We start from the raw sequence: 20,499 nt of genomic DNA, 5'->3' as shown, positions 1-20,499 counted from the left end.
AAACGCAAAGGAAAAAGGGAAAGCAAGCGATGTTCGGCGAGACGTTTCGAGATCGGCAAAGGCCGATGGTGCTCGTGCTGGGGCTCGGTGAATCGGGCCTCGCGATGGCGCGCTGGTGTTCGCGCCAGGGGTGCCGCTTGCGCATCGCCGATACGCGCGAGGCGCCGCCGAACGTGCGCGCGCTCGAAACGCACGGGATCGAGGCGCAGTTCGTCGGCGGCGCTTTTACGCCCGCGCTGCTCGATGACGGCATCGAACTCGTCGCGCTGAGCCCGGGACTTTCGCCGCTCGCGCAAGACCTCGTTCCCCTTATCGCGAGCGCGCGGGAGCGCGGCATTCCCGTTTGGGGCGAAGTCGAATTCTTCGCGCAGGCCCTCCGGCACCTCGGCGAGAGCGGCTACGCGCCGAAAGTCGTCGCGATCACGGGTACGAACGGCAAAACGACGACGACGAGCATGACGGGGCAACTGTGCGAGCGCGCCGGCAAAAAGGTGGCGGTTGCCGGCAACATCAGCCCGTCGATGCTCGACCGTTTGATGGATGCGATCGACGGCGCGGCGCTGCCCGATATTTGGGTGCTCGAGCTGTCGAGCTTTCAGCTCGAGACGGCGCACACGTTTGCCCCCGACGCGGCGGCCTTGCTCAACATCACGCAGGATCACCTCGATTGGCACGGCGGGCTCGATGCCTATGCCGCGGCGAAAGGGCGCATCTTCGGCCCGGGCACCGTGCGCGTGCTCAATCGCGACGATGCCCGCACGATGGCGCTCGCGCCGCGGGCACAAGCAGCAGGCGATGCGCCGGCGTCGTACGTCACGTTCGGCTTGAACGAGCCGGCGCGCTTGGGCGATTGCGGGCTCGTGCGCGAAAACGGCATCAACTGGCTCGTGCAGGCGCGCGAGCGAGAGCCGTCGGACGAAGCGGCGTCGCCGCGCCGCCGCCGCCAAGAGGCGGCCGCGCCCGCCGACCTCGCGATGACGCGCTTGATGCCCGCCGACGCGCTGCGCATTCGCGGGCTGCACAACGCGGCCAACGCGCTGGCCGCGTTCGCGCTGGCGCGTGCGATCGGTCTGCCGGCCGCGCCGCTGCTGCACGGGTTGCGCGAATACCGCGGGGAGCCGCATCGCGTCGAGCTGATCGCATCGATCGACGGCATCGACTATGTGGACGACAGCAAGGGGACGAACGTCGGCGCGACCGTCGCGGCACTCGACGGGCTCGCGCAGCGCATCGTGCTGATCGCCGGCGGCGACGGCAAGGGGCAAGATTTCGAGCCGCTCGTGCGTCCCGTGGCGAGCTGGTGCCGCGCCGTCATGCTGATCGGCCGCGACGCGCCGCGCATTCGCGAGGCGCTTGCCGGGACCGGCGTCGTGCTGGCCGATCATCCGACACTCGAGGCCGCGACGCGCGCGGCCGCGGCGCTCGCGCAGCCCGGCGATGCGGTGCTGCTGTCGCCGGCCTGCGCGAGCCTCGATATGTTCGACAACTACGCGCATCGCGCGGCCGTGTTCCGTGGCACGGTCGAGGAGATCGCGGCAGAGCGGGGGACGATGCTATGAGTTGGACTGACCGTTTCGGCTCACGTCTCATGCAACGCGATGCGGCGGCGGGCGGCAAGCCGGCCGTCAAGACGGGCGGCGGCGGCAAGGCGGCTTCGTCCGGCGTGGGCGGGCTCGCGAGCGCCGTCAGCGGAATGCGCCCGGTGCGCTCGCGCATGCTCGATTACGACCATGCGCTGCTGTGGGTCGTGATCGCGTTGCTCGGGCTCGGCGTGGTGATGGTCTACTCGGCGTCGATCGCGATGCCCGATTCGCCCAAGTACGCGTCCTATCACACGTACGCATTCCTGATGCGCCACGTGATCTCCATCGTGCTTGCCTCGGCCATCGCGATCGTCGTGTTCAAGATCCCGATCTCGGTCTGGGATAAATACGCGCCCAAGCTCTTCCTGCTCACGCTCTTCGTGCTCGTGCTCGTGCTGATTCCGCACATCGGCAAGGGTGTGAACGGCGCGCGCCGCTGGATTCCGCTCGGCCTCATGAACATGCAGCCGTCGGAAATCATGAAGCTCGCGGTCACGATCTATGCCGCGAACTACACGGTGCGCAAGCAGGAGCACATGCACAGCTTCGCCAAGGGCTTCTTGCCGATGGGCTTCGCCGTTGGCGTCGTCGGCGCGCTGCTGCTGCTCGAGCCCGACATGGGCGCGTTCATGGTCGTCGCGGCGATCGCGATGGGCGTGCTGTTCCTCGGCGGCGTGAACGGCAAGCTGTTCGGCGGCCTCGTCGCCACGGCAGTCGGCACGTTTTCGATTCTTGTCTGGGCGTCGCCGTGGCGGCGCGAGCGGATCTTCGCGTACCTCGACCCGTGGGACGATCGCTACGCGCAAGGCAAGGCCTATCAATTGACGCACTCGCTGATCGCCTTCGGCCGCGGCGAGTGGTTCGGGGTCGGGCTCGGCGGCAGCGTCGAAAAGCTCAACTACCTGCCCGAGGCGCATACGGACTTCATCCTCGCCGTGATCGGCGAGGAACTCGGGTTCGTCGGCGTGCTCATCGTGATTCTGCTGTTCTACTGGATCGTGCGCCGCTCGTTCGAGATCGGCCGGCAGGCGCTTGCGCTCGACCGCACGTTCGCGGGCCTGATGGCCAAGGGCATCGGCTTGTGGTTCGGCGCGCAGACGTTCATCAACATGGGTGTGAATCTCGGCCTGCTGCCGACGAAAGGGCTGACGCTGCCGCTCGTGAGCTACGGCGGATCGGGGATCGTGCTCAACTGCGTGGCTTTGGCCGTGCTGATGCGCGTTGATTACGAGAATCGGGTGCTGATGCGGGGAGGGAAGGTATGAGCACCACGCCCCAGCACACGCTGATGGTCATGGCCGGCGGCACCGGGGGACACGTATTCCCGGGGCTCGCGGTCGCCCATCGCATGCGCGCATGGGGCTGGCGCGTCGTCTGGCTTGGCAATCCGTCCGGCATGGAAGCGTCGCTCGTGCCCAAGCACGGTGTGCCGATCGAGTACGTGCGCTTCGGCGGGCTGCGCGGCAAAGGTCTCAAGACGAAGCTGATGCTGCCGATCAATCTGCTGCGCGCATGCTTGGAAAGCGCGCGCGTGCTCAAGCGCGTGCAGCCCGACGTCGTGCTCGGCATGGGCGGCTACATTACGTTTCCCGCCGGCATCATGACGGCGCTGACGGGGCGTCCTCTCGTGCTGCACGAACAGAATTCCGTCGCCGGGCTCGCGAACAAAGTGCTCGCGAAGCTCGCGCGGCGCGTGCTCGTCGCGTTCCCCGACACGCTGCCCGGCGCCGAATGGACCGGCAACCCGCTGCGCGACGAACTGTGTCACGCGCAAGCGCCGAAGGCGCGCTATGCGAGCCGTACCGGCCCGCTGCGCGTGCTCGTCGTCGGCGGCAGCCTGGGCGCCGCGGCGCTGAACGAGTGCGTGCCGCGCGCGCTCGCGCTGCTCGGTGGGGACGAACGGCCGCACGTGATCCATCAAGCGGGGGCGAAGCACATCGACGCGCTGCGCGCCAACTACGCGCAGGCCGGGTTCGAGCCCGGCGAGGCGCTGCGCCTCGTGCCGTTCATCGACGACATGGCCGCCGCCTATGGCGACGCCGATCTCGTCATCTGTCGCTCCGGCGCCATGACGGTGGCCGAAGTGGCGGCCGTGGGCGTTGCGGCGCTGTTCGTGCCGTTCCCGCACGCGGTGGACGATCACCAAACCACGAACGGCGAATTCTTGGCCTCGCAAAGCGCCGCCGTGCTCGTGCAGCAGCGCGATTTGTCGCCGGAGAACCTAGCGGATTGGCTGCGCAGCCAGACGCGCGAGACGCTTGCCGAGATGGCCGAGCGCGCGCGCCTGCTGGCCAAGCCCGAAGCCACCGATCGCGTCGCGCAGGTCTGCGCGGCCGTGGCGCTCGCGCGCCAGGAAGGAAAGTCATGAAACACATCGTCAAACATATTCACTTCGTCGGCATCGGCGGCGCCGGCATGTGCGGTATCGCGGAAGTGCTCGTCACGCTCGGCTATCGCGTGAGCGGCTCCGATCTCGCCCGCAGCGCCTCGACCGACCGGCTCGCCTCGCTCGGCGCGCGCATCGCGATCGGGCATGACGCGCAGAACATCGAAGGCGCGGATGCCGTTGTCGTCTCGACGGCCGTGCGCAGCGACAACCCCGAAGTGCTGGCCGCTCGCCGCAAGCACGTTCCGATCGTGCCGCGCGCCGTGATGCTCGCCGAACTCATGCGCCTGAAGCAGGGCATCGCGATCGCGGGCACGCACGGCAAAACCACGACGACGAGCCTCGTCGCGAGCGTGCTGGCGGCGGGCGGGCTCGATCCCACATTTGTCATCGGCGGCCGCTTGACGAGCGCCGGGGTCAACGCGCGCCTCGGCACGGGCGATTTCATCGTCGCCGAAGCGGACGAATCGGATGCGTCGTTCCTCAATCTGCTGCCCGTGATCGAAGTCGTCACGAACATCGACGAAGATCACATGGATACCTACGGGCACGATTTCGCTCGGCTCAAACAGGCGTTCATCGAATTCACGCACCGGCTGCCGTTCTACGGCATCGCCGTGCTCTGCGTCGATTGCGCGAACGTGCGCCAGATTTTGCCGTTCGTCTCGAAGCCGGTGATCGGCTATGGCTTCGCGCCCGATGCGCAGGTGCGCGCCGTCAACGTGTTCGCGCGCGAGGGAAAGATGCACTTCACGGCGATCCGCGAAGGCTCGGCGCCGCTCGACATCGTGCTGAACATGCCCGGCACGCACAACGTGCAAAACGCGCTCGCCGCGATCGCGATCGCCACCGAACTCGAGATCGCCGATGCCGATATCCAGCGCGCGCTGGCGGAATTCACGGGTGTCGGCCGGCGTTTTCAGCGCTACGGCGAGATGCGCGTGGCCGGCGGCGGCAGCTACACGTTGATCGACGATTACGGGCATCACCCGGTCGAGATGGCGGCAACGATCGCGGCGGCGCGCGGCGCGTTTCCGGGCAAGCGGCTCGTGCTCGCGTTCCAGCCGCATCGCTACACGCGCACGCGCGATTGTTTCGAGGATTTCGTCGGCGTGCTGTCGAGCGTCGATGCGCTGGTCCTGACGGAAATCTACGCGGCCGGCGAGGCGCCGATCGTGGCGGCCGACGGCAATGCGCTCGCGCGCGCGATTCGCGCGGCGGGCAAGGTGGATCCGGCGTTCGTCGAGACGGTGGACGAGGTGCCGCGGGCGCTGTCGACGCTCGTGCGCGACGGCGACGTGGTGATCACGATGGGGGCGGGCTCGATCGGCACGGTGCCGGGCCGCCTCGCTCAAGAACTGAAAGTATGAAGGCATAGCGATGAGTACCATCGATCCGAAACAATTCGGCAAAGTGGCCGTCCTCCTAGGCGGCGAATCGGCCGAGCGCGAGGTGTCGCTCAAGTCGGGCTCGCTCGTGCTCAAAGGGCTGCGCGATGCCGGCATCGACGCGCATGCGTTCGATCCGTCCGAGCGTCCGCTGTCGGCGCTGAAGGACGAAGGCTTCGTGCGCGCATTCAATGCGCTGCACGGCGGCTACGGCGAGAACGGCCAGATCCAGGGCGCGCTCGACTTCTACGGCATTCGCTACACGGGCACGGGCGTGCTCGGCTCGGCGCTCGGCCTCGACAAGTTCCGCACGAAACTCGTCTGGCAGCAGCTCGGCGTGCCGACGCCCCCGTTCGAAGCCGTGATACGCGGCGACGACTATGCGGCGCGAGCCGGCGACATCGTCGCGAAACTCGGCTTGCCGCTGTTCGTGAAGCCCGCGAGCGAGGGTTCGAGCGTGGCCGTCATCAAGGTGAAGAGCGCCGGCGCATTGCCGGCCGCGCTCGAGGAAGCGGCGAAGTTCGACAAGATCGTCGTCGTCGAGAAGAGCATCGAAGGCGGCGGCGAGTACACCGCCTGCATCGCCGGCGATCTCGACTTGCCGATCATCCGCATCGTGCCGGCCGGCGAGTTCTACGACTACCACGCGAAGTACGTCGCCGACGACACGCAGTATCTGATTCCGTGCGGCCTCGCGCCGGAAGAGGAAACGCGTTTGAAGGCGCTTTCGCGCCGGGCCTTCGAGGTGCTGGGCTGTTCCGACTGGGGGCGTGCCGATTTCATGCTCGATGGGGACGGCAATGCCTACTTCCTCGAAGTGAACACGGCGCCGGGCATGACCGACCACTCGCTGCCGCCCAAGGCGGCGCGCTCGGTCGGCATCAGCTATCAGGAACTGGTGGTCGGCGTGCTGGCGCTGACGCTGAAGGATTGATCGACGGCCATGTGGAACAACGTACGCCAACTGAACCTCGCAGCCAACGCGCTCTATGCGCTGTTGGCGGTGGCGCTGTTGGCGGCCGGCGGCTTTTGGCTCATGCAGCGGCCGGCGTTCGCGCTGCATACGATCGCGATCGGCGGCGATACCGAGCACATCAATGCGCCGACGGTGCGCGCAAGCGTCGTTGGCCATCTGAAGGGCAATTTCTTCACCGTCGATCTCGATAGCGCGCGGCAGGCGTTCGAGCAAATGCCGTGGGTCCGGCGCGCGAGCGTGCGCCGTGTCTGGCCGAACGCGCTCGCGGTCACGCTCGAGGAATACAAGCCGCTCGGTACCTGGGGCACCGATCAGCTCGTGAGCGTCGACGGCGAACTGTTCACGGCGAACCAGGGCGAGCTCGATCAAGACTTGCCCTCGTTCGACGGGCCGAACGGGACGGAGAAGGAAGTCGTCGCCCGCTACTTCGAGTTCAAGAAGTGGCTGGCGCCGCTCGGCGGGACGCCTGACGAAGTGACGCTGTCGCCGCGCTACGCGTGGACGGTGAAGCTCTCGAACGGCACGCAGATCGAGTACGGCCGGGAACGCAACCCGCAAACGCTCGCCGAGCGCAGCCAGCGGCTGACGGCGGCGTGGGCGGCGCTCACGGCTCGCTGGGGTAAGGACATCGAATACGCGGATCTGCGCTATCCGAACGGCTTTGCGATTCGCGCCGCGGGGATGCGCTTCATCGGCAATGCGACCGCGGGCAAACCCGCGGCGAAGTAACACATCACACGCAATGAGCACGCTATGAGTAAAGACTACAAGGATCTGCTGGTTGCCCTCGACATCGGCACGGCCAAGTGCGTGGCGGTCGTGGCTGAATTGCGCGGCGAGGGCCACTACGAAGTGATCGGGCTCGGGCAAAGCGAATCGAAGGGTCTGAAAAAAGGCGTCGTGGTGAACATCGAGGCCACGGTGCAGTCGATCCAGCGCGCGCTCGAGGAAGCCGAGTTGATGGCCGACTGCAAGATCACCAACGTGTTCACGGGGATCGCGGGCAGCCACATTCGCAGCTTCAATTCGAGCGGAATGGTGGCGATCAAGGATAAAGAGGTGACGCAGGCCGACGTCGCGCGCGTGATCGAGACCGCCAAGGCGATCAACATCCCGACCGATCAGCAGGTGCTGCACATCCTCACGCAGGAATTCATCATCGACGGGCAGGAGGACGTGCGCGAGCCGATCGGCATGAGCGGCATCCGCCTCGAGGTGAAGGTGCACATCGTGACGGGCGCGGTGTCCGCCGCGCAGAACATCGTCAAGTGCGTGCGGCGCTGCGGGCTCGAGGTCAACGATCTGATCCTGCAGCCGCTCGCGTCGTCGCTGGCGGTGTTGACGGAAGACGAGAAGGAACTCGGCGTCGTGCTCGTGGACATCGGCGGCGGCACGACCGACATCGCGATCTTCAGCGAAGGCGCGATTCGCCACACGGCCGTGATTCCGATCGCGGGCGATCAGATCACGAGCGACATCGCGATGGCGCTGCGCACGCCGACGCCCGATGCGGAAGACATCAAGGTCAGCTACGGCATCGCGAAGCAAGCGCTCGCCGATCCGGACGAAATGATCGAGGTGCCGGGCCTCGGTGAACGCGGTCCGCGCACACTGTCGCGCCAGGCGCTTGCGGCCGTGATCGAGCCGCGCGTCGAAGAGTTGTTCTCGCTCGTGCATCAAGTCGTGCGCGAGTCGGGTTACGAGGAACTCTTGAGCTCCGGCATCGTTCTGACGGGCGGTGCTTCGATGATGCCGGGCATGGTCGAACTCGGCGAAGACATTTTTCTGAAGCCGGTGCGCATCGGCGTGCCGGAATACGCGGGAGGCCTTGCGGACGTCGTGCGCAATCCGCGCTATTCGACGGCGATGGGTTTGCTCGTCGAAGGCTCGTCGCAACGGATGCGCGGCCGCAAGGTGGCGGTTCAGTCCGGCTCGATGGGGCAGGTCTTCTCGCGCATGAAGGACTGGTTCTTGGGCAATTTTTGATTTTTGGGAAAGCCGTGCGCGCATCGTTTCGGATGCGTTTCGGGCGGGCAGTGAAAGCGCGGGTGCCGGCGGCTCGCGCGCGGCGAAGGGTTGCCCGATCCTTCGCCGAGTAACGGCCGATGAGCAGGAATTTTTCTTGACGGAGGCAACATGGAATTCCAGATGTTGGAAACGGAAACCAACGGCACCATCATCAAGGTGGTGGGTGTTGGCGGTGCAGGCGGCAATGCCGTCACGCACATGATCAGCAAAGGGGTGCAGGGCGTCGATTTCGTCGTCATGAACACCGATGCGCAAGCGTTGTCGCGTTCGCGCGCGCCCAACGTGATTCAGCTCGGCAACACCGGGCTCGGCGCCGGTGCGAAGCCGGAGATGGGACGTGCGGCGGCCGAAGAGGCGCGCGAGCGGATCGCCGATGCATTGCGTGGCGCGCACATGGTGTTCATCACGGCCGGCATGGGCGGCGGCACGGGTACGGGCGCGGCGCCCGTGGTCGCGCAGATCGCCAAGGAGATGGGCATTCTGACCGTGGGCGTCGTGAGCAAGCCGTTCGAATTCGAAGGCGGCAAGCGCATGCGCGTGGCAGAGGCAGGTTCGCAGCAACTGGAGGATCACGTCGACTCGCTGATCGTCGTTCTGAACGACAAGCTGTTCGAGGTGATGGGCGATGACGCCGAGATGGACAAGTGCTTCCAGTGCGCGGACGACGTTCTCAACAACGCGGTGGCCGGCATTGCCGAAATCATCAATGTCGATGGTTTGGTCAACGTCGACTTCGAAGACGTGAAGACGGTGATGGGCGAGCAAGGCAAGGCGATGATGGGCACGGCCACGGTGGCCGGCGTCGATCGCGCCCGTCTGGCGGCCGAACAGGCCGTCGCGAGCCCGCTGCTCGAAGGCGTCGATCTGTCGGGTGCGCGCGGTGTGCTCGTGAACATCACGTCGAGCCGCTCGCTGCGCTTGTCGGAAACGCGCGAAGTGATGAACACGATCAAGAGCTACGCGGCGGAAGACGCGACGGTCATCTTCGGTGCGGTCTACGACGACGCGATGGGCGATGCGCTGCGCGTCACGGTGGTGGCGACGGGTCTCGGCCGCACGGCAGCCGGTGCGGCGAAAAAGCAGCAAGCCGCGCCGATGACGCTGCTGCGCACGGGCACGGACAACCAGCCTGTGATGCAGCACGGCTACACCCCGCAGTCGACGCAAGCGAACACGGCCGACTACGGCGCGTTCGATACGCCGGCAGTGTGGCGCAACTCGCGCGAGACGGCGGCTTCGCATGTGCAGGCGCTGCAGGAAAAGGGCGTCGACACGTACGACATCCCGGCGTTCCTGCGCAAGCAGGCCGACTAAGCGAGCGGTGCGTTCGTCGCGCGGGCGCCTCGTGCGCCGGCGCCGACGAAGGACGGGATCATGAACGGCAACGGCGTCAGGCGGCTTCGTCCTGCCCTGCGACCGGGTGCGGCCGGGACCCGCAGCGCGCCAGCGGCGCGGGTGGATCGGCTGTCGGCGCGCCCGAGAGCGGGCGGCGCGGCGCGTGCGGGTGCGATGGACCGCGCGCACGCAAAAGCCCCGGTTTGCGACAGGCGGATTTGGCAGCGGGCGAGCCGCTGACCGCGCGCGTGCGGTGCTCGGCCGGAACGACGTAGAATCGGTCCCGGCATGAGCGCGGGCGAGGTGCGGACGGGTGTTCGGCGCATCGCGGGCAAGATGCGCCGGAGCGAGCGCTGCTCGAAAAGATCGGCAAGCGAGACGGCTCATATCGCTTGCCCGGTCTCCTGCGCGCCGCATTTCGGTTCGACCCCGGGCGGTCGGACCGCGCTTGGTGTTGCGCTGCGGCAACGCAGGCGCCGCGTTTTTTGTGACGGTCCATTACGGGCCGGTGTCCGGGAACGCCTCCGTTCCGGCCACCGGCCTTGTCCCATCGATTCCGGTAATCGGGGGAAACAGATTGATACGTCCGGTGAAATGAAGGCTTGCGCCGGATAGAGTATACTTACTGCTATGAACTGAAAAATACCGATTGAAAATAGCAATCGAGTGAACGGAACCATGTTGAAGCAACGCACTATCAAATCGATCGTCAAAACCGTTGGAATCGGCCTGCACTCTGGACGCAAGGTCGAACTGACGCTGCGCCCCGCTGCCGCGAACACCGGCATCGTGTTTTCGCGCATCGATTTGGCGACGCCCGTGGACATTCCGGCTTCGGCGCTGGCGATCGGCGATACGCGTCTTGCCTCCGTGCTGCAGAAGGACGGCGCGCGCGTGTCGACGGTCGAGCATCTGATGTCGGCCTGCGCCGGCTTGGGTATCGACAATCTGTACGTCGACGTCACGGCCGAAGAAATTCCGATCATGGACGGCAGTGCGTCTTCGTTCGTGTTTCTGATGCAATCGGCCGGGATCGAAGAGCAAAACGCGGCGAAGAAATTCATCAAGGTGACCAAGCCCGTTGAAGTGCGCGACGGCGACAAAGTTGCGCGCCTCGAGCCGTATTTCGGCTTCAAGCTCAAATTCACGATCGATTTCCACCATCCAGCCGTCGATAAGACGGGGCAGGCGCTCGAAGTCGATTTCGCGACGACGTCGTATGTCCGCGAAATCGCGCGTGCTCGTACATTCGGTTTCGCGCACGAAGTCGAGATGCTGCGCGAGCTCGGGTTGGCTCGCGGCGGTACGATGGACAACGCGATCGTGCTCGACGAATACCGCATCTTGAACAACGACGGCCTTCGTTACGACGATGAGTTCGTCAAGCACAAGATGCTCGATGCGATCGGCGATCTTTACGTTGTCGGCCATCCGCTGCTGGCCTCGTACACGGCATACAAATCGGGCCACGGCCTGAACAATGCGCTGCTGCGCGAGTTGCTTGCGCACGAGGATGCGTACGAAGTGCTGACGTTCGACGACGCGCAGCACGCGCCGCGCGGCTTCGGTTACGAGGCGCAGACGGCGTTCGCCTGACGGGCGGGCGAAATATCGGAAAGATCGGACGTATCGAAATGAGCGGCTCGCGGGCCGCTCATTTTTTTTCGTCGACAGGTTTTCCGTGACGAGCGGCCATCTTGGCCAGGGCCACCTGCAGCGGGGAGGGGGCGAGCGAACGGCTCAGCGCCTGCAGCGCCGCGGCGCCGACCGGTGTCATGCGGGCTTGCTTGGGCGCCGGCGGCTCCGCGACGGCCCGAGGCCTCACCTTGATGGCGAGCGCGCGCACGGGCCAGCCGCGCAGCTGCAGCTCCGACAGCAGGCGCGGCTCCACGTGGCGCAAACGCGCTGCCAGCGCGCTGTGCGCCGCGAACAGCGTCAGCGTGCCGTCCTTGATGAAGCCCGGTTCGACGTTGGCCGACAAATAATCGGGCAAGAGCTGCACGAGGTCGCGCTCGAGCGCGGCGATCTGCTCCACGCCGGCGCGCAGGGCGGCGAACGCGTCGGTGCGCCCGAGCACTTCGGCGACGGCTTGCGGCCGGCGCGGCGCGGCGAACTTCGAAAAGGACGAAAAGCGGCTCATGGTGCGATTGTACCTGCCCGTGCTTGGACGGTATGCGGCCTTTATCCCGCGCATGCCGCTTGCCGCGTCTCATCCGGGCGAGCCGCGGCCCCTGGCGGGCGACACGGTAGATTAAGGCTCGCGTGCTAAAATGCGCGATTCGAATTCACTCATGGAATAAGCCGCCGAGGCTATCCGAATCCGGTCATCCGCCGTGGCGTCCCAACGAGCCGCCGCGCGGGTGTCCGGCCGAAGCCGCGACGCATACTCGACCCGATGACCACCGGTTTTCTCCAAAAGATCTTTGGCAGCCGCAACCAGCGTCTCGTCAAGCAGTATCAAAAGACCGTCGCGGTGATCAATGCGCTCGAGCCGCAAATCGAGCAATTGACGGACGACCAACTGCGCGCGAAAACGGATGAATTCCGCCAGCGCGTCGCGAGCGGGGAGTCGCTCGACAAGCTGCTGCCCGAAGCTTTCGCCGTCTGCCGCGAGGCGAGCCGCCGCGTGCTGAAGATGCGCCACTTCGACGTGCAGATGATCGGGGGCATGGTCCTGCACTACGGCAAGATCGCCGAAATGCGCACGGGCGAGGGCAAGACGCTCGTCGCCACGCTGGCCGCCTACTTGAACGCGCTGTCGGGGCGCGGCGTGCACGTCGTGACGGTGAACGACTACCTCGCTCAGCGCGACGCGGAGTGGATGGCCAAGCTGTACAACTTCCTCGGTCTATCGGTCGGCATCAACTTGTCGCAGATGGACCACGAGTCGAAGCAACAGGCGTATGCGGCCGACATCACGTACGGCACCAACAACGAATTCGGTTTCGATTACCTGCGCGACAACATGGTCTACGAGACCGGCTCGCGCGTGCAGCGTTCGCTGAACTTCGCGGTCGTCGACGAAGTCGACTCGATCCTGATCGACGAAGCGCGCACGCCGCTCATCATCTCCGGCCAAGCCGAAGACCACACCGAGCTGTACGTGCGCATGAACGCGCTGCCGCCGCTGCTCGAGCAGCAGATCGGCGAGGAAAAGGCGGACGGCACGGGCGTCGAAAAGCCGGGCGACTACACGCTCGACGAAAAGGGCCGCCAGGTGTTCCTCACGGAGTCGGGCCACGAGAAGGCCGAGCGCTTGCTCTCCGAATGGGGCTTGATCGGCGAAGGCGAAAGCCTCTACGCCGCGCAGAACATCACGCTGATGCACCACGTGTACGCCGCGCTGCGCGCCCATACGCTGTTCTTCCGCGATCAGCACTACGTCGTGCAGAACGGCGAAGTCGTCATCGTCGATGAATTCACGGGCCGGTTGATGGCGGGCCGCCGCTGGTCGGACGGGCTGCATCAGGCCGTCGAGGCGAAGGAGCACGCGAAGATCCAGAGCGAGAACCAAACGCTCGCATCGATCACGTTCCAAAACTACTTCCGCATGTACGCGAAGCTGTCGGGCATGACCGGCACGGCCGATACGGAAGCGTACGAGTTCAACGAAATCTACGGGTTGGAAACGGTCGTCATCCCGACGAACCGTCCGCCGAAGCGGATCGACCGTCAGGATCAGATCTACAAGACCGCCAAGGAGCGCTACGACGCCGTCATCCGCGAAATCCGCGAATGCTACGACCACGACCGGCCCGTGCTGGTCGGCACGACGTCGATCGAGAATTCCGAGCTGCTGTCGGATCTGCTGACGAAAGCGGGCCTGCCGCACGAAGTGCTCAACGCCAAGCAGCACGCCCGCGAAGCGGGCATCGTGGCGGAAGCCGGGCGGCCGCAGCGCATCACCATCGCGACGAACATGGCCGGCCGCGGGACCGACATCGTGCTCGGCGGCAACGCGGAGAAGCAAGCCTCGCTGATCGAAATCGACGAATCGATTCCCGCCGATGAAAAAGCGCGGCGCATCGAAGCGCTGCACAGCGAGTGGCAGGCGCTGCACGATCGAGTCAAGGCCGCTGGGGGCTTGCACATCATCGGCACGGAGCGGCACGAGTCGCGCCGGATCGACAACCAGCTGCGCGGCCGTGCGGGCCGTCAAGGCGATCCGGGCTCCTCGCGCTTCTTCCTGTCGCTCGAAGATCCGCTGCTGCGCATTTTCGCGGGCGACCGCGTGCGCTCGATCATGGACCGTCTGCGCATGCCCGAGGGCGAAGCGATCGAAGCGGGCATCGTCACGCGTTCGATCGAATCGGCGCAGCGCAAGGTCGAAGCCCGCAACTTCGACATCCGTAAGCAACTGCTCGAATACGACGACGTCTCCAACGATCAGCGCAAGGTGATCTACCAGCAGCGCAACGAACTGCTCGAAGCGCACGACATCACCGAGACCATTACGGCCATGCGTCATGCGGTCGTCACGGATGTCGTGCATGAATACGTTCCGGCGGCCAGTATCGAGGAGCAATGGAACGCGCCCGAACTCGAAGAGGCGTTGCGCAAGGACTGGCAGTTGGATCTCGCGGTGCAGGAGATGATCAACGAGTCGCAGTCGCTCGATTCCGGCGACATCGTCGACGCCGTGATCGGCTCGGCCGATGAGTCTTACGAGGCGAAGGTCGCGCTGGTCGGCCGCGAGTCCTTCAGCGCGTTCGAGCGGTCGGTGATGCTGCAAACGCTCGACCGCTGCTGGCGCGAACATCTGGCCGCACTCGATCATTTGCGCCAGGGTATCCATCTGCGCGGCTATGCCCAGCAGAACCCGAAGCAAGAGTACAAGCGCGAGGCGTTCGAACTGTTCGAGGCGTTGCTCAACATCGTGAAGACGGAAGTGACGCGCATCGTCATGAACGTTCAGATCCAATCGCCGGAGCAGCTCGAAGAGGCCACGGAGCAATACGAGGAGCAGGGCGACCCGCTCGAGAACGTCGAATTCCGCCACGTCGAGTATGCCGAAGCCGCTGCAGCACCGGCAGCGGCGATGGATGCCGCGACCGAGATGGTCGGCCAGGCCATGAGCCACGGCGCGCATGCGGCGGCTGCTTCGGCCACGGCGGCGGCGCCCGGCGGCGTGCCCAAGGTGGGCCGCAACGATCCTTGCCCGTGCGGTAGCGGCAAGAAATACAAGCAGTGTCACGGTAAGCTGGCTTAACCCGATCCGAACTCACCCACGACCATGGCCGTCAATTTTCCTTCGATCGATCCCGCGCAACTTCATCCCGTCGCCGGCGTGACGCTCGGCTTTGCCGAGGCGAACATTCGCAAGCCGAACCGCAAGGACGTCCTCGTCGTTTCCGTCGACGAAGGGGCGACGGTGGCGGGCGTGTTCACGTCGAACCGTTTCTGCGCCGCACCCGTGACGGTCTGCCGCGAGCATCTCGCTCAGGCAAGCGCCTCGAACGGCGCAAAGAGCATTCGCGCGCTCGTCGTCAACACGGGTAATGCCAATGCGGGCACGGGCGAGCCGGGTCTTGCCCATGCGCGCGAGACTTGCGCCGAATTGGCCCGCCTGGCCGGTATCGCGCCGGAACAGGTGCTGCCGTTTTCGACGGGCGTGATTCTCGAGCCGCTGCCGATCGATCGGCTCAAGGCCGGCTTGCCCGCCGCGCTCGAATCTCGCGCGGCCGCGCATTGGCACGAAGCGGCGCAGGCGATCATGACGACGGATACGCTGCCCAAGGCCACGTCGGCCCAAGTGACGATCGACGGGCATACGGTCACGCTCACGGGCGTCAGCAAGGGCGCCGGCATGATCAAGCCGAACATGGCGACGATGCTCGGCTTTCTCGCGTTCGATGCGGCCGTCGCCCAGGACGTGCTCGACACGCTCGTCAAAGACGTCGCAAACCGCTCGTTCAATTGCATCACGATCGACGGCGATACTTCGACGAACGACTCGTTCATCCTCATCGCCACGGGCAAGTCGAGCCTGCCGGCGATCACCTCCACCGGCACGGCCGCCTACGCGGCGCTGCGCGATGCCGTGGTGCGCCAGGCTCAAACGCTGGCTCAGCTGATCGTGCGCGACGGCGAGGGTGCGACCAAGTTCATGACCGTGCAAGTCGAAGGCGGCGCGGACGAAGGCGAATGCCGCCAAGTCGCCTACGCGATCGGCCACTCGCCGCTCGTGAAGACCGCGTTCTACGCTTCCGATCCGAACCTCGGCCGTATCTTGGCCGCGATCGGCTATGCCGGCATCGCCGATCTCGACGTCTCGAAGATCGACCTCTATCTCGGGGACGTTCACGTCGCGACGGCCGGTGGGCGTCACCCCGCCTATCGCGAAGAAGACGGCCAGCGCGTGATGAAGGAGAGCGAAATCACGATTCGCGTGCTGCTCGGCCGCGGCCCGGCGCAGGCAACGATCTGGACTTGCGATCTATCGCACGACTACGTGTCGATCAACGCCGACTACCGCTCTTGACTTGACGCACGCGGCCGCTTCATTGCGGCCGCGGCGCACTTCGATCGCACCGCGCTGTCCGCCGCGGCGCCCGATGCTTTCCAACGCTCATCGCCCATGGACAAACTCGAACAGTTTCTGACCCGCGCCGAGGCACTGCTCGGCCGTCTCGAAGGCATGCTGCCGCCGGCGGCGCCCGACATCGATTGGTCCGCGGCCGTCGCGTTTCGCTGGCGCAAGCGCCAGGGCCGCGGCTATCTGCAGCCGGTGCCGGCCGTCTCGGCGATCACGCTTGCCGACCTGCAGAACATCGATCGCCAAAAGGACTTGATCGAGCAGAACACGCGCCAATTCGTGAACAAGCGCCCGGCGAACAACGTGTTGCTGACGGGCGCGCGGGGAACCGGCAAATCGTCGCTGATCAAGGCCTGCCTGAACGCCCATGCGAAGGATGGCCTGCGGCTGATCGAAGTCGACAAGGACGATCTGCACGATCTGGGCGACATTACCGAACTCATCGCGTCGAGGCCCGAGCGCTTCATCGTGTTTTGCGACGATCTTTCGTTCGAGGAGGGCGAATCGGGCTACAAGGCGCTGAAGGTCGCGCTCGACGGCTCGGTCTCGGCACAGTCCGACAACGTCCTGATCTACGCGACGTCGAACCGCCGCCATCTGCTGCCCGAGTACATGAGCGACAACGAGTCGTACAAGCACACGTCCGACGGCGAGATCCATCCCGGCGAGGTCGTCGAAGAGAAAATCTCGCTTTCCGAGCGCTTCGGGCTGTGGGTGAGCTTCTATCCGTTCAAGCAGGACGACTATCTCGCTATCGTCGGCCACTGGCTGCGCCATTTCGGATGCGGCGACGACGACGTCGCGAACGCGCGCGGCGATGCGCTCGTTTGGGCGCTGGAGCGTGGGTCGCGCTCGGGCCGTGTGGCTTGGCAATTCGCTCGCGATTGGTCGGGCCGCAGGGCTGCGGCATGACGGCGAAATCCAGCGGCCTCGATGCCGCTGACCGCTCGCCGACCGGGCGCCCCGTTACCGAAGTGGCGGTGGGTGTGCTCGTGAGTCCCGATGGGCGGTACTTGCTCGCGCAGCGGCCGGCCGGGAAGCCGTACGAAGGGTACTGGGAGTTTCCGGGCGGCAAGCTCGAGGCGGGCGAGACCGTCGAAGCGGCGCTGGCGCGTGAGCTGCACGAGGAACTCGGCATCGTGCTCACGGATTGCCATCGTTGGCACACGCTCGAGCACGACTATCCGCACGCCTACGTGCGCCTGCACTTTTGCAAGGTGACAGGATGGACGGGCGAGCTGCACGGCCGTGAAGGCCAGGCGTTCAGTTGGGAGCATCTGCCGGTGCAAGTGGCGCCGCTGCTGCCCGCGGCCATTCCCGTGCTGGAGCTACTGGCCGCCGACTGACGGGGCCGGCGATCGAGCGGCCCGGCCGGTCGATTCAACGGGGGAGGGACCCATCCCGATCCTGGTCCCGCTTACGCTTGCGGTCAATTCAGATCGCCGTGCTTGTCGTCGTCCGACGGCGGTTCTTCGTCGGTGCTGCCGATCCGGTACTTCTCATTGGCCCATGCGCCCAGATCCATCTGTTTGCATCGCTCCGAGCAGAAGGGGCGGAATCGGTTCTCGGGCGTCCAGCGGACATCTTTTCCGCAAGTCGGGCATTTGACAACGGTAACCATACTGTCAGGCAATCGTATTAGGCCGCCGCGAGCCGCTTGGAACACCCCTGGCCGGCGGCGAATTTCTAGCATTGTGGTGGGTGGATCGGTGCGCGCTGTGCCCCCCTTTGGCGAGGCACGCGCACGCCATGCGCTCAATCAAAGGCTGCAAAGCGTCAACTGGAACGGGACGTCGACATCCACGGCCCGCGGACGCAGATCCCCGTCTTGCACCGTGAAACGCACCCAGAGCATGTACTTGTTGGCACTCGCTTCCGGAATCACGCGCAGCTCGGGCGAAACGCGCACCTGCATCAACTGGTACGTGCGGCCCGACAGCATCTGCTGATAGCTGCCTTGCATCGCCATGACCTTCGACGCTTGACCTGACTCGCGAGCGAGCCTCAGCACGATCATCGCGGCATCGCGCAGCGGCAAGAGCGGCGTGATCCACTTGACGATGTCCTGCCGGCGCTGATCGGGGTGCAATTGCTGCCACGCATAGTACGAAGGCAGATCGAACTCGCAGGTGCCGCCCGGGATGATCGCGCGGCTGCGAATACTTGCCAGCCATTCGTTGTCGGTGAGGTGCTGCCCCGTCTTGCCTTGCATCTGAGCGAGGCCGGCCAGTGTTTGCTCGATTTCACCGAGCACGGCCTCGAGCGCGTTTTGCTCGATGCCCGGATTGCCGCGGAACGGAGCCAGCGTTTGGCGCTGCCGCTCGAGCTCCTTCATCAAATCCGATTTCAGGTCCGCCCGGCCCGTAACTTCTGCGATTTCGAACAGCGTCGTCAGCGCGACGTGGTGCTCGCGCGCGTCGTCTTGATTCAAAAAGAACGTAAAGCGCTCGAACAAATCTTCGAGGCGCAGCAGCGTGCGAATTCGCTCATTGAACGGATACTCGTAAAGAATCAAGCGCGCTCGCCCCTGACGTCGTGGGTGGTGGGATTGCAGGACATTCTAATGCCCTCGATTGCCCCCCGCAATCAAGGAATCGGGCACTTTTTACAGCTTTTTCTTCGAATCGAACGTTCTGCGAATGTATACGGTCATTTGCGCAGCTTGTGCGACATCTTGCGATTCGACTCGCCGGGCGCCTTACGGTTCGCGTTTTCCGGGCGCCGCGCCGCCCGAAAGTGCTAGATAGTGCCGATGCAGGCGCCGCACTTCCCGTGCCAGCGCCTCGAGGGGCGTGCCGTCGTTGACGACGACGTCGTCCGCCGCGGCGAGGCGCGCCTCGCGCGTGGCTTGGCGGGCGATGATCGCCAGCACTTGTTCGCGCGCAAACGCGTTGCGGCGGATCACGCGTGCGATTTGCGTCTCGACGTCGCAGTCGACGACGAGCACGCGATCGACGCGCGACGTCCAAGTGCCCGACTCGACCAGGAGCGGCACGACGATGACGACATAGGGGCCCTGCGCCGCTTCGCGTTCGCGCTCGGTTTCGGATCGAATGAGCGGGTGGGTGATCGCTTCGAGTCGAGCCTTGGCCGCATCGTCCGAGAACACGAGGGCCCGCATCTTCGCGCGATCGAGCGAACCGTCGGGGGCGACGAACCGCGGGCCGAATGCCTGCTCGATGAGCGGCATTGCCGCGCCGCCCGGTGCCGTGACGCGGTGCGCGATGACGTCGGTATCGACGACGGCTGCGCCTTGCGCGGCGAACAGATCGGCGACGGTGGTCTTGCCGCTGCCGATTCCGCCTGTGAGTCCGACGGCGAACATATCGCTAGCCCCCGAGCAGATGAAAGAACGGCGTGCCGCCGAACAGCGTGACGACGCCGCCGAGCGCGAGGAACGGGCCGAACGGCAACGGCTCTTCGAGGCGCAAGCGCCCCGACCACATGGCGAGCAGGCCGGCACCGGCGCCCGTGACGGCCGCAATCATCACGATTTGCGGCAAGGCAGCCCATCCGAGCCACGCGCCTAGCGCCGCGAGCAGCTTGAAGTCGCCATATCCCATGCCCTCGACGCCGCGCGCGAACCGAAACAGCCAGTAGATGCACCACAAGAAAAGATAGCCCGCGATCGCGCCCGCGACAGCCGAGTGCAGTGTCGTGAAAGTATCGTCGAAATTGACGATGAGGCCCGCCCACAGCAGCGGCAGCGTCAGGGAATCGGGCAGCAAGCGCGTTTCGGCGTCGATGGCGCTCATCGCAAGCAGGGCCGCGGTGAATCCGAATGCGGCGAGCCCCTCGCCCGTTGGGCCGTAGACGGCCAGTGCGGCTGCCGCCAATACCGCGCCCGCGAGCTCGACGAGCGGATAGCGCAGCCCGATCGGCGCTCGGCACGACGAGCAGCGGCCGCGCAGTAAGGCGTAGCTGAGGACGGGAATGTTCTCGTGCGCGCGCAGTACGTGGCCGCAGTGCGGGCAGGCGCTGCGCGGCACGCACAGGTTGTAGCGCGCCGGGAGTTCTTCCGGCCCCGCGGCGTGGCCGGTTGCCTCGCTGATCTCGAGACGCCACGCGCGCTCGAGCATGACCGGCAACCGGTGCGCCACCACGTTGACGAAGCTGCCGATAGCCAGGCCGAATGCGATCGCGAAGCCGAACTGCCATGCCGGCGGCAACGCGCCGAAGGCGGTGCCGATGCCGAAGGTGAGACGCGCGAGCGGGTCGCTGAGAAAGGAAGCGTACACGGAGGAAGTCGTGATCATGGCCGAGTGGCG

18 protein-coding genes are annotated in these 20,499 nt (G+C 65.6%); 13 read left to right on the top strand and 5 right to left on the bottom strand.

The genetic code is table 11. The features are described from left to right. Positions 1–29 precede the first annotated feature (29 nt). From murD to lpxC, 9 genes are all read left to right on the top strand, one after another. A complete protein-coding gene (gene murD / locus DWV00_RS31955) occupies positions 30–1,559 on the top strand; it encodes a UDP-N-acetylmuramoyl-L-alanine--D-glutamate ligase (RefSeq protein ID WP_115537622.1) in 1,530 nt (509 codons plus the stop codon). Continuing rightward, positions 1,556–2,848 carry a putative lipid II flippase FtsW gene (gene ftsW, locus DWV00_RS31950; protein WP_115537621.1) on the top strand — a complete coding sequence of 431 codons (1,293 nt, stop codon included), beginning with the start codon at positions 1,556–1,558 and terminating at the stop codon, positions 2,846–2,848. The genes murD and ftsW overlap by 4 nt, the downstream gene beginning before the upstream one ends. Then, positions 2,845–3,951: an undecaprenyldiphospho-muramoylpentapeptide beta-N-acetylglucosaminyltransferase gene (gene murG, locus DWV00_RS31945; protein ID WP_115537620.1), complete on the top strand. Its 1,107-nt coding sequence runs from the start codon at positions 2,845–2,847 to the stop codon at positions 3,949–3,951. Before ftsW ends, murG begins: the two co-directional genes overlap by 4 nt. Next, on the top strand, positions 3,948–5,339 hold the full coding sequence (murC, locus tag DWV00_RS31940; RefSeq protein ID WP_115537619.1) for a UDP-N-acetylmuramate--L-alanine ligase: 1,392 nt from the start codon (positions 3,948–3,950) through the stop codon (positions 5,337–5,339). The genes murG and murC overlap by 4 nt, the downstream gene beginning before the upstream one ends. Before the next feature lie 10 nt (positions 5,340–5,349). Further along, positions 5,350–6,291: a D-alanine--D-alanine ligase gene (locus tag DWV00_RS31935; RefSeq protein ID WP_115537618.1), complete on the top strand. Its 942-nt coding sequence runs from the start codon at positions 5,350–5,352 to the stop codon at positions 6,289–6,291. 9 nt (positions 6,292–6,300) lie between these two features. Then, positions 6,301–7,062 carry a cell division protein FtsQ/DivIB gene (locus tag DWV00_RS31930; protein ID WP_115537617.1) on the top strand — a complete coding sequence of 254 codons (762 nt, stop codon included), beginning with the start codon at positions 6,301–6,303 and terminating at the stop codon, positions 7,060–7,062. A gap of 24 nt (positions 7,063–7,086) precedes the next feature. Further along, on the top strand, positions 7,087–8,319 hold the full coding sequence (gene ftsA, locus DWV00_RS31925; protein WP_115537616.1) for a cell division protein FtsA: 1,233 nt from the start codon (positions 7,087–7,089) through the stop codon (positions 8,317–8,319). Between the two features lie 150 nt (positions 8,320–8,469). Further along, the gene (ftsZ, locus tag DWV00_RS31915) at positions 8,470–9,675 is read left to right on the top strand and encodes a cell division protein FtsZ (RefSeq protein WP_115537615.1); all 1,206 of its coding nucleotides are present in this window, start codon (positions 8,470–8,472) and stop codon (positions 9,673–9,675) included. Between the two features lie 699 nt (positions 9,676–10,374). Continuing rightward, the gene (gene lpxC, locus DWV00_RS31910; protein ID WP_115537614.1) at positions 10,375–11,292 is read left to right on the top strand and encodes a UDP-3-O-acyl-N-acetylglucosamine deacetylase; all 918 of its coding nucleotides are present in this window, start codon (positions 10,375–10,377) and stop codon (positions 11,290–11,292) included. Between the two features lie 58 nt (positions 11,293–11,350). Here the strand turns inward: lpxC and DWV00_RS31905 are convergent, their stop codons facing one another. Continuing rightward, complete coding sequence (locus DWV00_RS31905) at positions 11,351–11,836, bottom strand: DciA family protein (protein ID WP_115537613.1); 486 nt, start codon at positions 11,834–11,836, stop codon at positions 11,351–11,353. A 255-nt stretch (positions 11,837–12,091) separates the two neighbouring features. Between DWV00_RS31905 and secA the strand changes: the two genes are divergently transcribed. The 4 genes from secA (at position 12,092) to DWV00_RS31885 (ending at position 17,577) form a co-directional block, all read left to right on the top strand. Then, positions 12,092–14,905, top strand: coding sequence for a preprotein translocase subunit SecA (gene secA, locus DWV00_RS31900; protein ID WP_115537612.1), 2,814 nt, complete (start codon positions 12,092–12,094; stop codon positions 14,903–14,905). A gap of 24 nt (positions 14,906–14,929) precedes the next feature. Next, positions 14,930–16,177: a bifunctional glutamate N-acetyltransferase/amino-acid acetyltransferase ArgJ gene (gene argJ, locus DWV00_RS31895; protein WP_115537611.1), complete on the top strand. Its 1,248-nt coding sequence runs from the start codon at positions 14,930–14,932 to the stop codon at positions 16,175–16,177. A 96-nt stretch (positions 16,178–16,273) separates the two neighbouring features. Then, entirely contained in the window at positions 16,274–17,143 is an 870-nt protein-coding gene (locus DWV00_RS31890) for an ATP-binding protein (RefSeq protein ID WP_115537610.1), read from the top strand. After that, a complete protein-coding gene (locus DWV00_RS31885) occupies positions 17,140–17,577 on the top strand; it encodes an NUDIX domain-containing protein (RefSeq protein ID WP_115537638.1) in 438 nt (145 codons plus the stop codon). Before DWV00_RS31890 ends, DWV00_RS31885 begins: the two co-directional genes overlap by 4 nt. An 83-nt stretch (positions 17,578–17,660) precedes the next feature. On the opposite strand, the gene DWV00_RS31880 is transcribed toward DWV00_RS31885, so the two are convergent. The 4 genes from DWV00_RS31880 to DWV00_RS31865 form a co-directional block, all read right to left on the bottom strand. Further along, positions 17,661–17,852 carry a DNA gyrase inhibitor YacG gene (locus DWV00_RS31880; protein ID WP_115537609.1) on the bottom strand — a complete coding sequence of 64 codons (192 nt, stop codon included), beginning with the start codon at positions 17,850–17,852 and terminating at the stop codon, positions 17,661–17,663. Between the two features lie 138 nt (positions 17,853–17,990). Beyond that, positions 17,991–18,746, bottom strand: coding sequence for a cell division protein ZapD (gene zapD, locus DWV00_RS31875; RefSeq protein WP_115537608.1), 756 nt, complete (start codon positions 18,744–18,746; stop codon positions 17,991–17,993). 183 nt (positions 18,747–18,929) lie between these two features. Continuing rightward, positions 18,930–19,556, bottom strand: coding sequence for a dephospho-CoA kinase (gene coaE / locus DWV00_RS31870; protein ID WP_115537607.1), 627 nt, complete (start codon positions 19,554–19,556; stop codon positions 18,930–18,932). Between the two features lie 4 nt (positions 19,557–19,560). Beyond that, entirely contained in the window at positions 19,561–20,487 is a 927-nt protein-coding gene (locus DWV00_RS31865; protein WP_115537637.1) for a prepilin peptidase, read from the bottom strand. Positions 20,488–20,499: the final 12 nt, after the last annotated feature.

The organism is Trinickia dinghuensis, from assembly GCF_003367175.1.
Classification (GTDB): Bacteria; Pseudomonadota; Gammaproteobacteria; order Burkholderiales; family Burkholderiaceae; genus Trinickia; species Trinickia dinghuensis.
This window is presented reverse-complemented; position numbering and strand designations above follow the sequence as displayed.

Coding starts and splice junctions, on each gene's coding strand:
- DWV00_RS31890 (WP_115537610.1), top strand. CDS start 16,274: ATGGACAAACTCGAACAGTTTCTGACCCGCGCCGAGGCACTGCTCGGC.
- murC (WP_115537619.1), top strand. CDS start 3,948: ATGAAACACATCGTCAAACATATTCACTTCGTCGGCATCGGCGGCGCC.
- DWV00_RS31880 (WP_115537609.1), bottom strand. CDS start 17,852: ATGGTTACCGTTGTCAAATGCCCGACTTGCGGAAAAGATGTCCGCTGG.
- argJ (WP_115537611.1), top strand. CDS start 14,930: ATGGCCGTCAATTTTCCTTCGATCGATCCCGCGCAACTTCATCCCGTC.
- DWV00_RS31865 (WP_115537637.1), bottom strand. CDS start 20,487: ATGATCACGACTTCCTCCGTGTACGCTTCCTTTCTCAGCGACCCGCTC.
- DWV00_RS31885 (WP_115537638.1), top strand. CDS start 17,140: ATGACGGCGAAATCCAGCGGCCTCGATGCCGCTGACCGCTCGCCGACC.
- secA (WP_115537612.1), top strand. CDS start 12,092: ATGACCACCGGTTTTCTCCAAAAGATCTTTGGCAGCCGCAACCAGCGT.
- DWV00_RS31935 (WP_115537618.1), top strand. CDS start 5,350: ATGAGTACCATCGATCCGAAACAATTCGGCAAAGTGGCCGTCCTCCTA.
- ftsW (WP_115537621.1), top strand. CDS start 1,556: ATGAGTTGGACTGACCGTTTCGGCTCACGTCTCATGCAACGCGATGCG.
- DWV00_RS31905 (WP_115537613.1), bottom strand. CDS start 11,836: ATGAGCCGCTTTTCGTCCTTTTCGAAGTTCGCCGCGCCGCGCCGGCCG.
- DWV00_RS31930 (WP_115537617.1), top strand. CDS start 6,301: ATGTGGAACAACGTACGCCAACTGAACCTCGCAGCCAACGCGCTCTAT.
- coaE (WP_115537607.1), bottom strand. CDS start 19,556: ATGTTCGCCGTCGGACTCACAGGCGGAATCGGCAGCGGCAAGACCACC.
- lpxC (WP_115537614.1), top strand. CDS start 10,375: ATGTTGAAGCAACGCACTATCAAATCGATCGTCAAAACCGTTGGAATC.
- ftsA (WP_115537616.1), top strand. CDS start 7,087: ATGAGTAAAGACTACAAGGATCTGCTGGTTGCCCTCGACATCGGCACG.
- murG (WP_115537620.1), top strand. CDS start 2,845: ATGAGCACCACGCCCCAGCACACGCTGATGGTCATGGCCGGCGGCACC.
- murD (WP_115537622.1), top strand. CDS start 30: ATGTTCGGCGAGACGTTTCGAGATCGGCAAAGGCCGATGGTGCTCGTG.
- ftsZ (WP_115537615.1), top strand. CDS start 8,470: ATGGAATTCCAGATGTTGGAAACGGAAACCAACGGCACCATCATCAAG.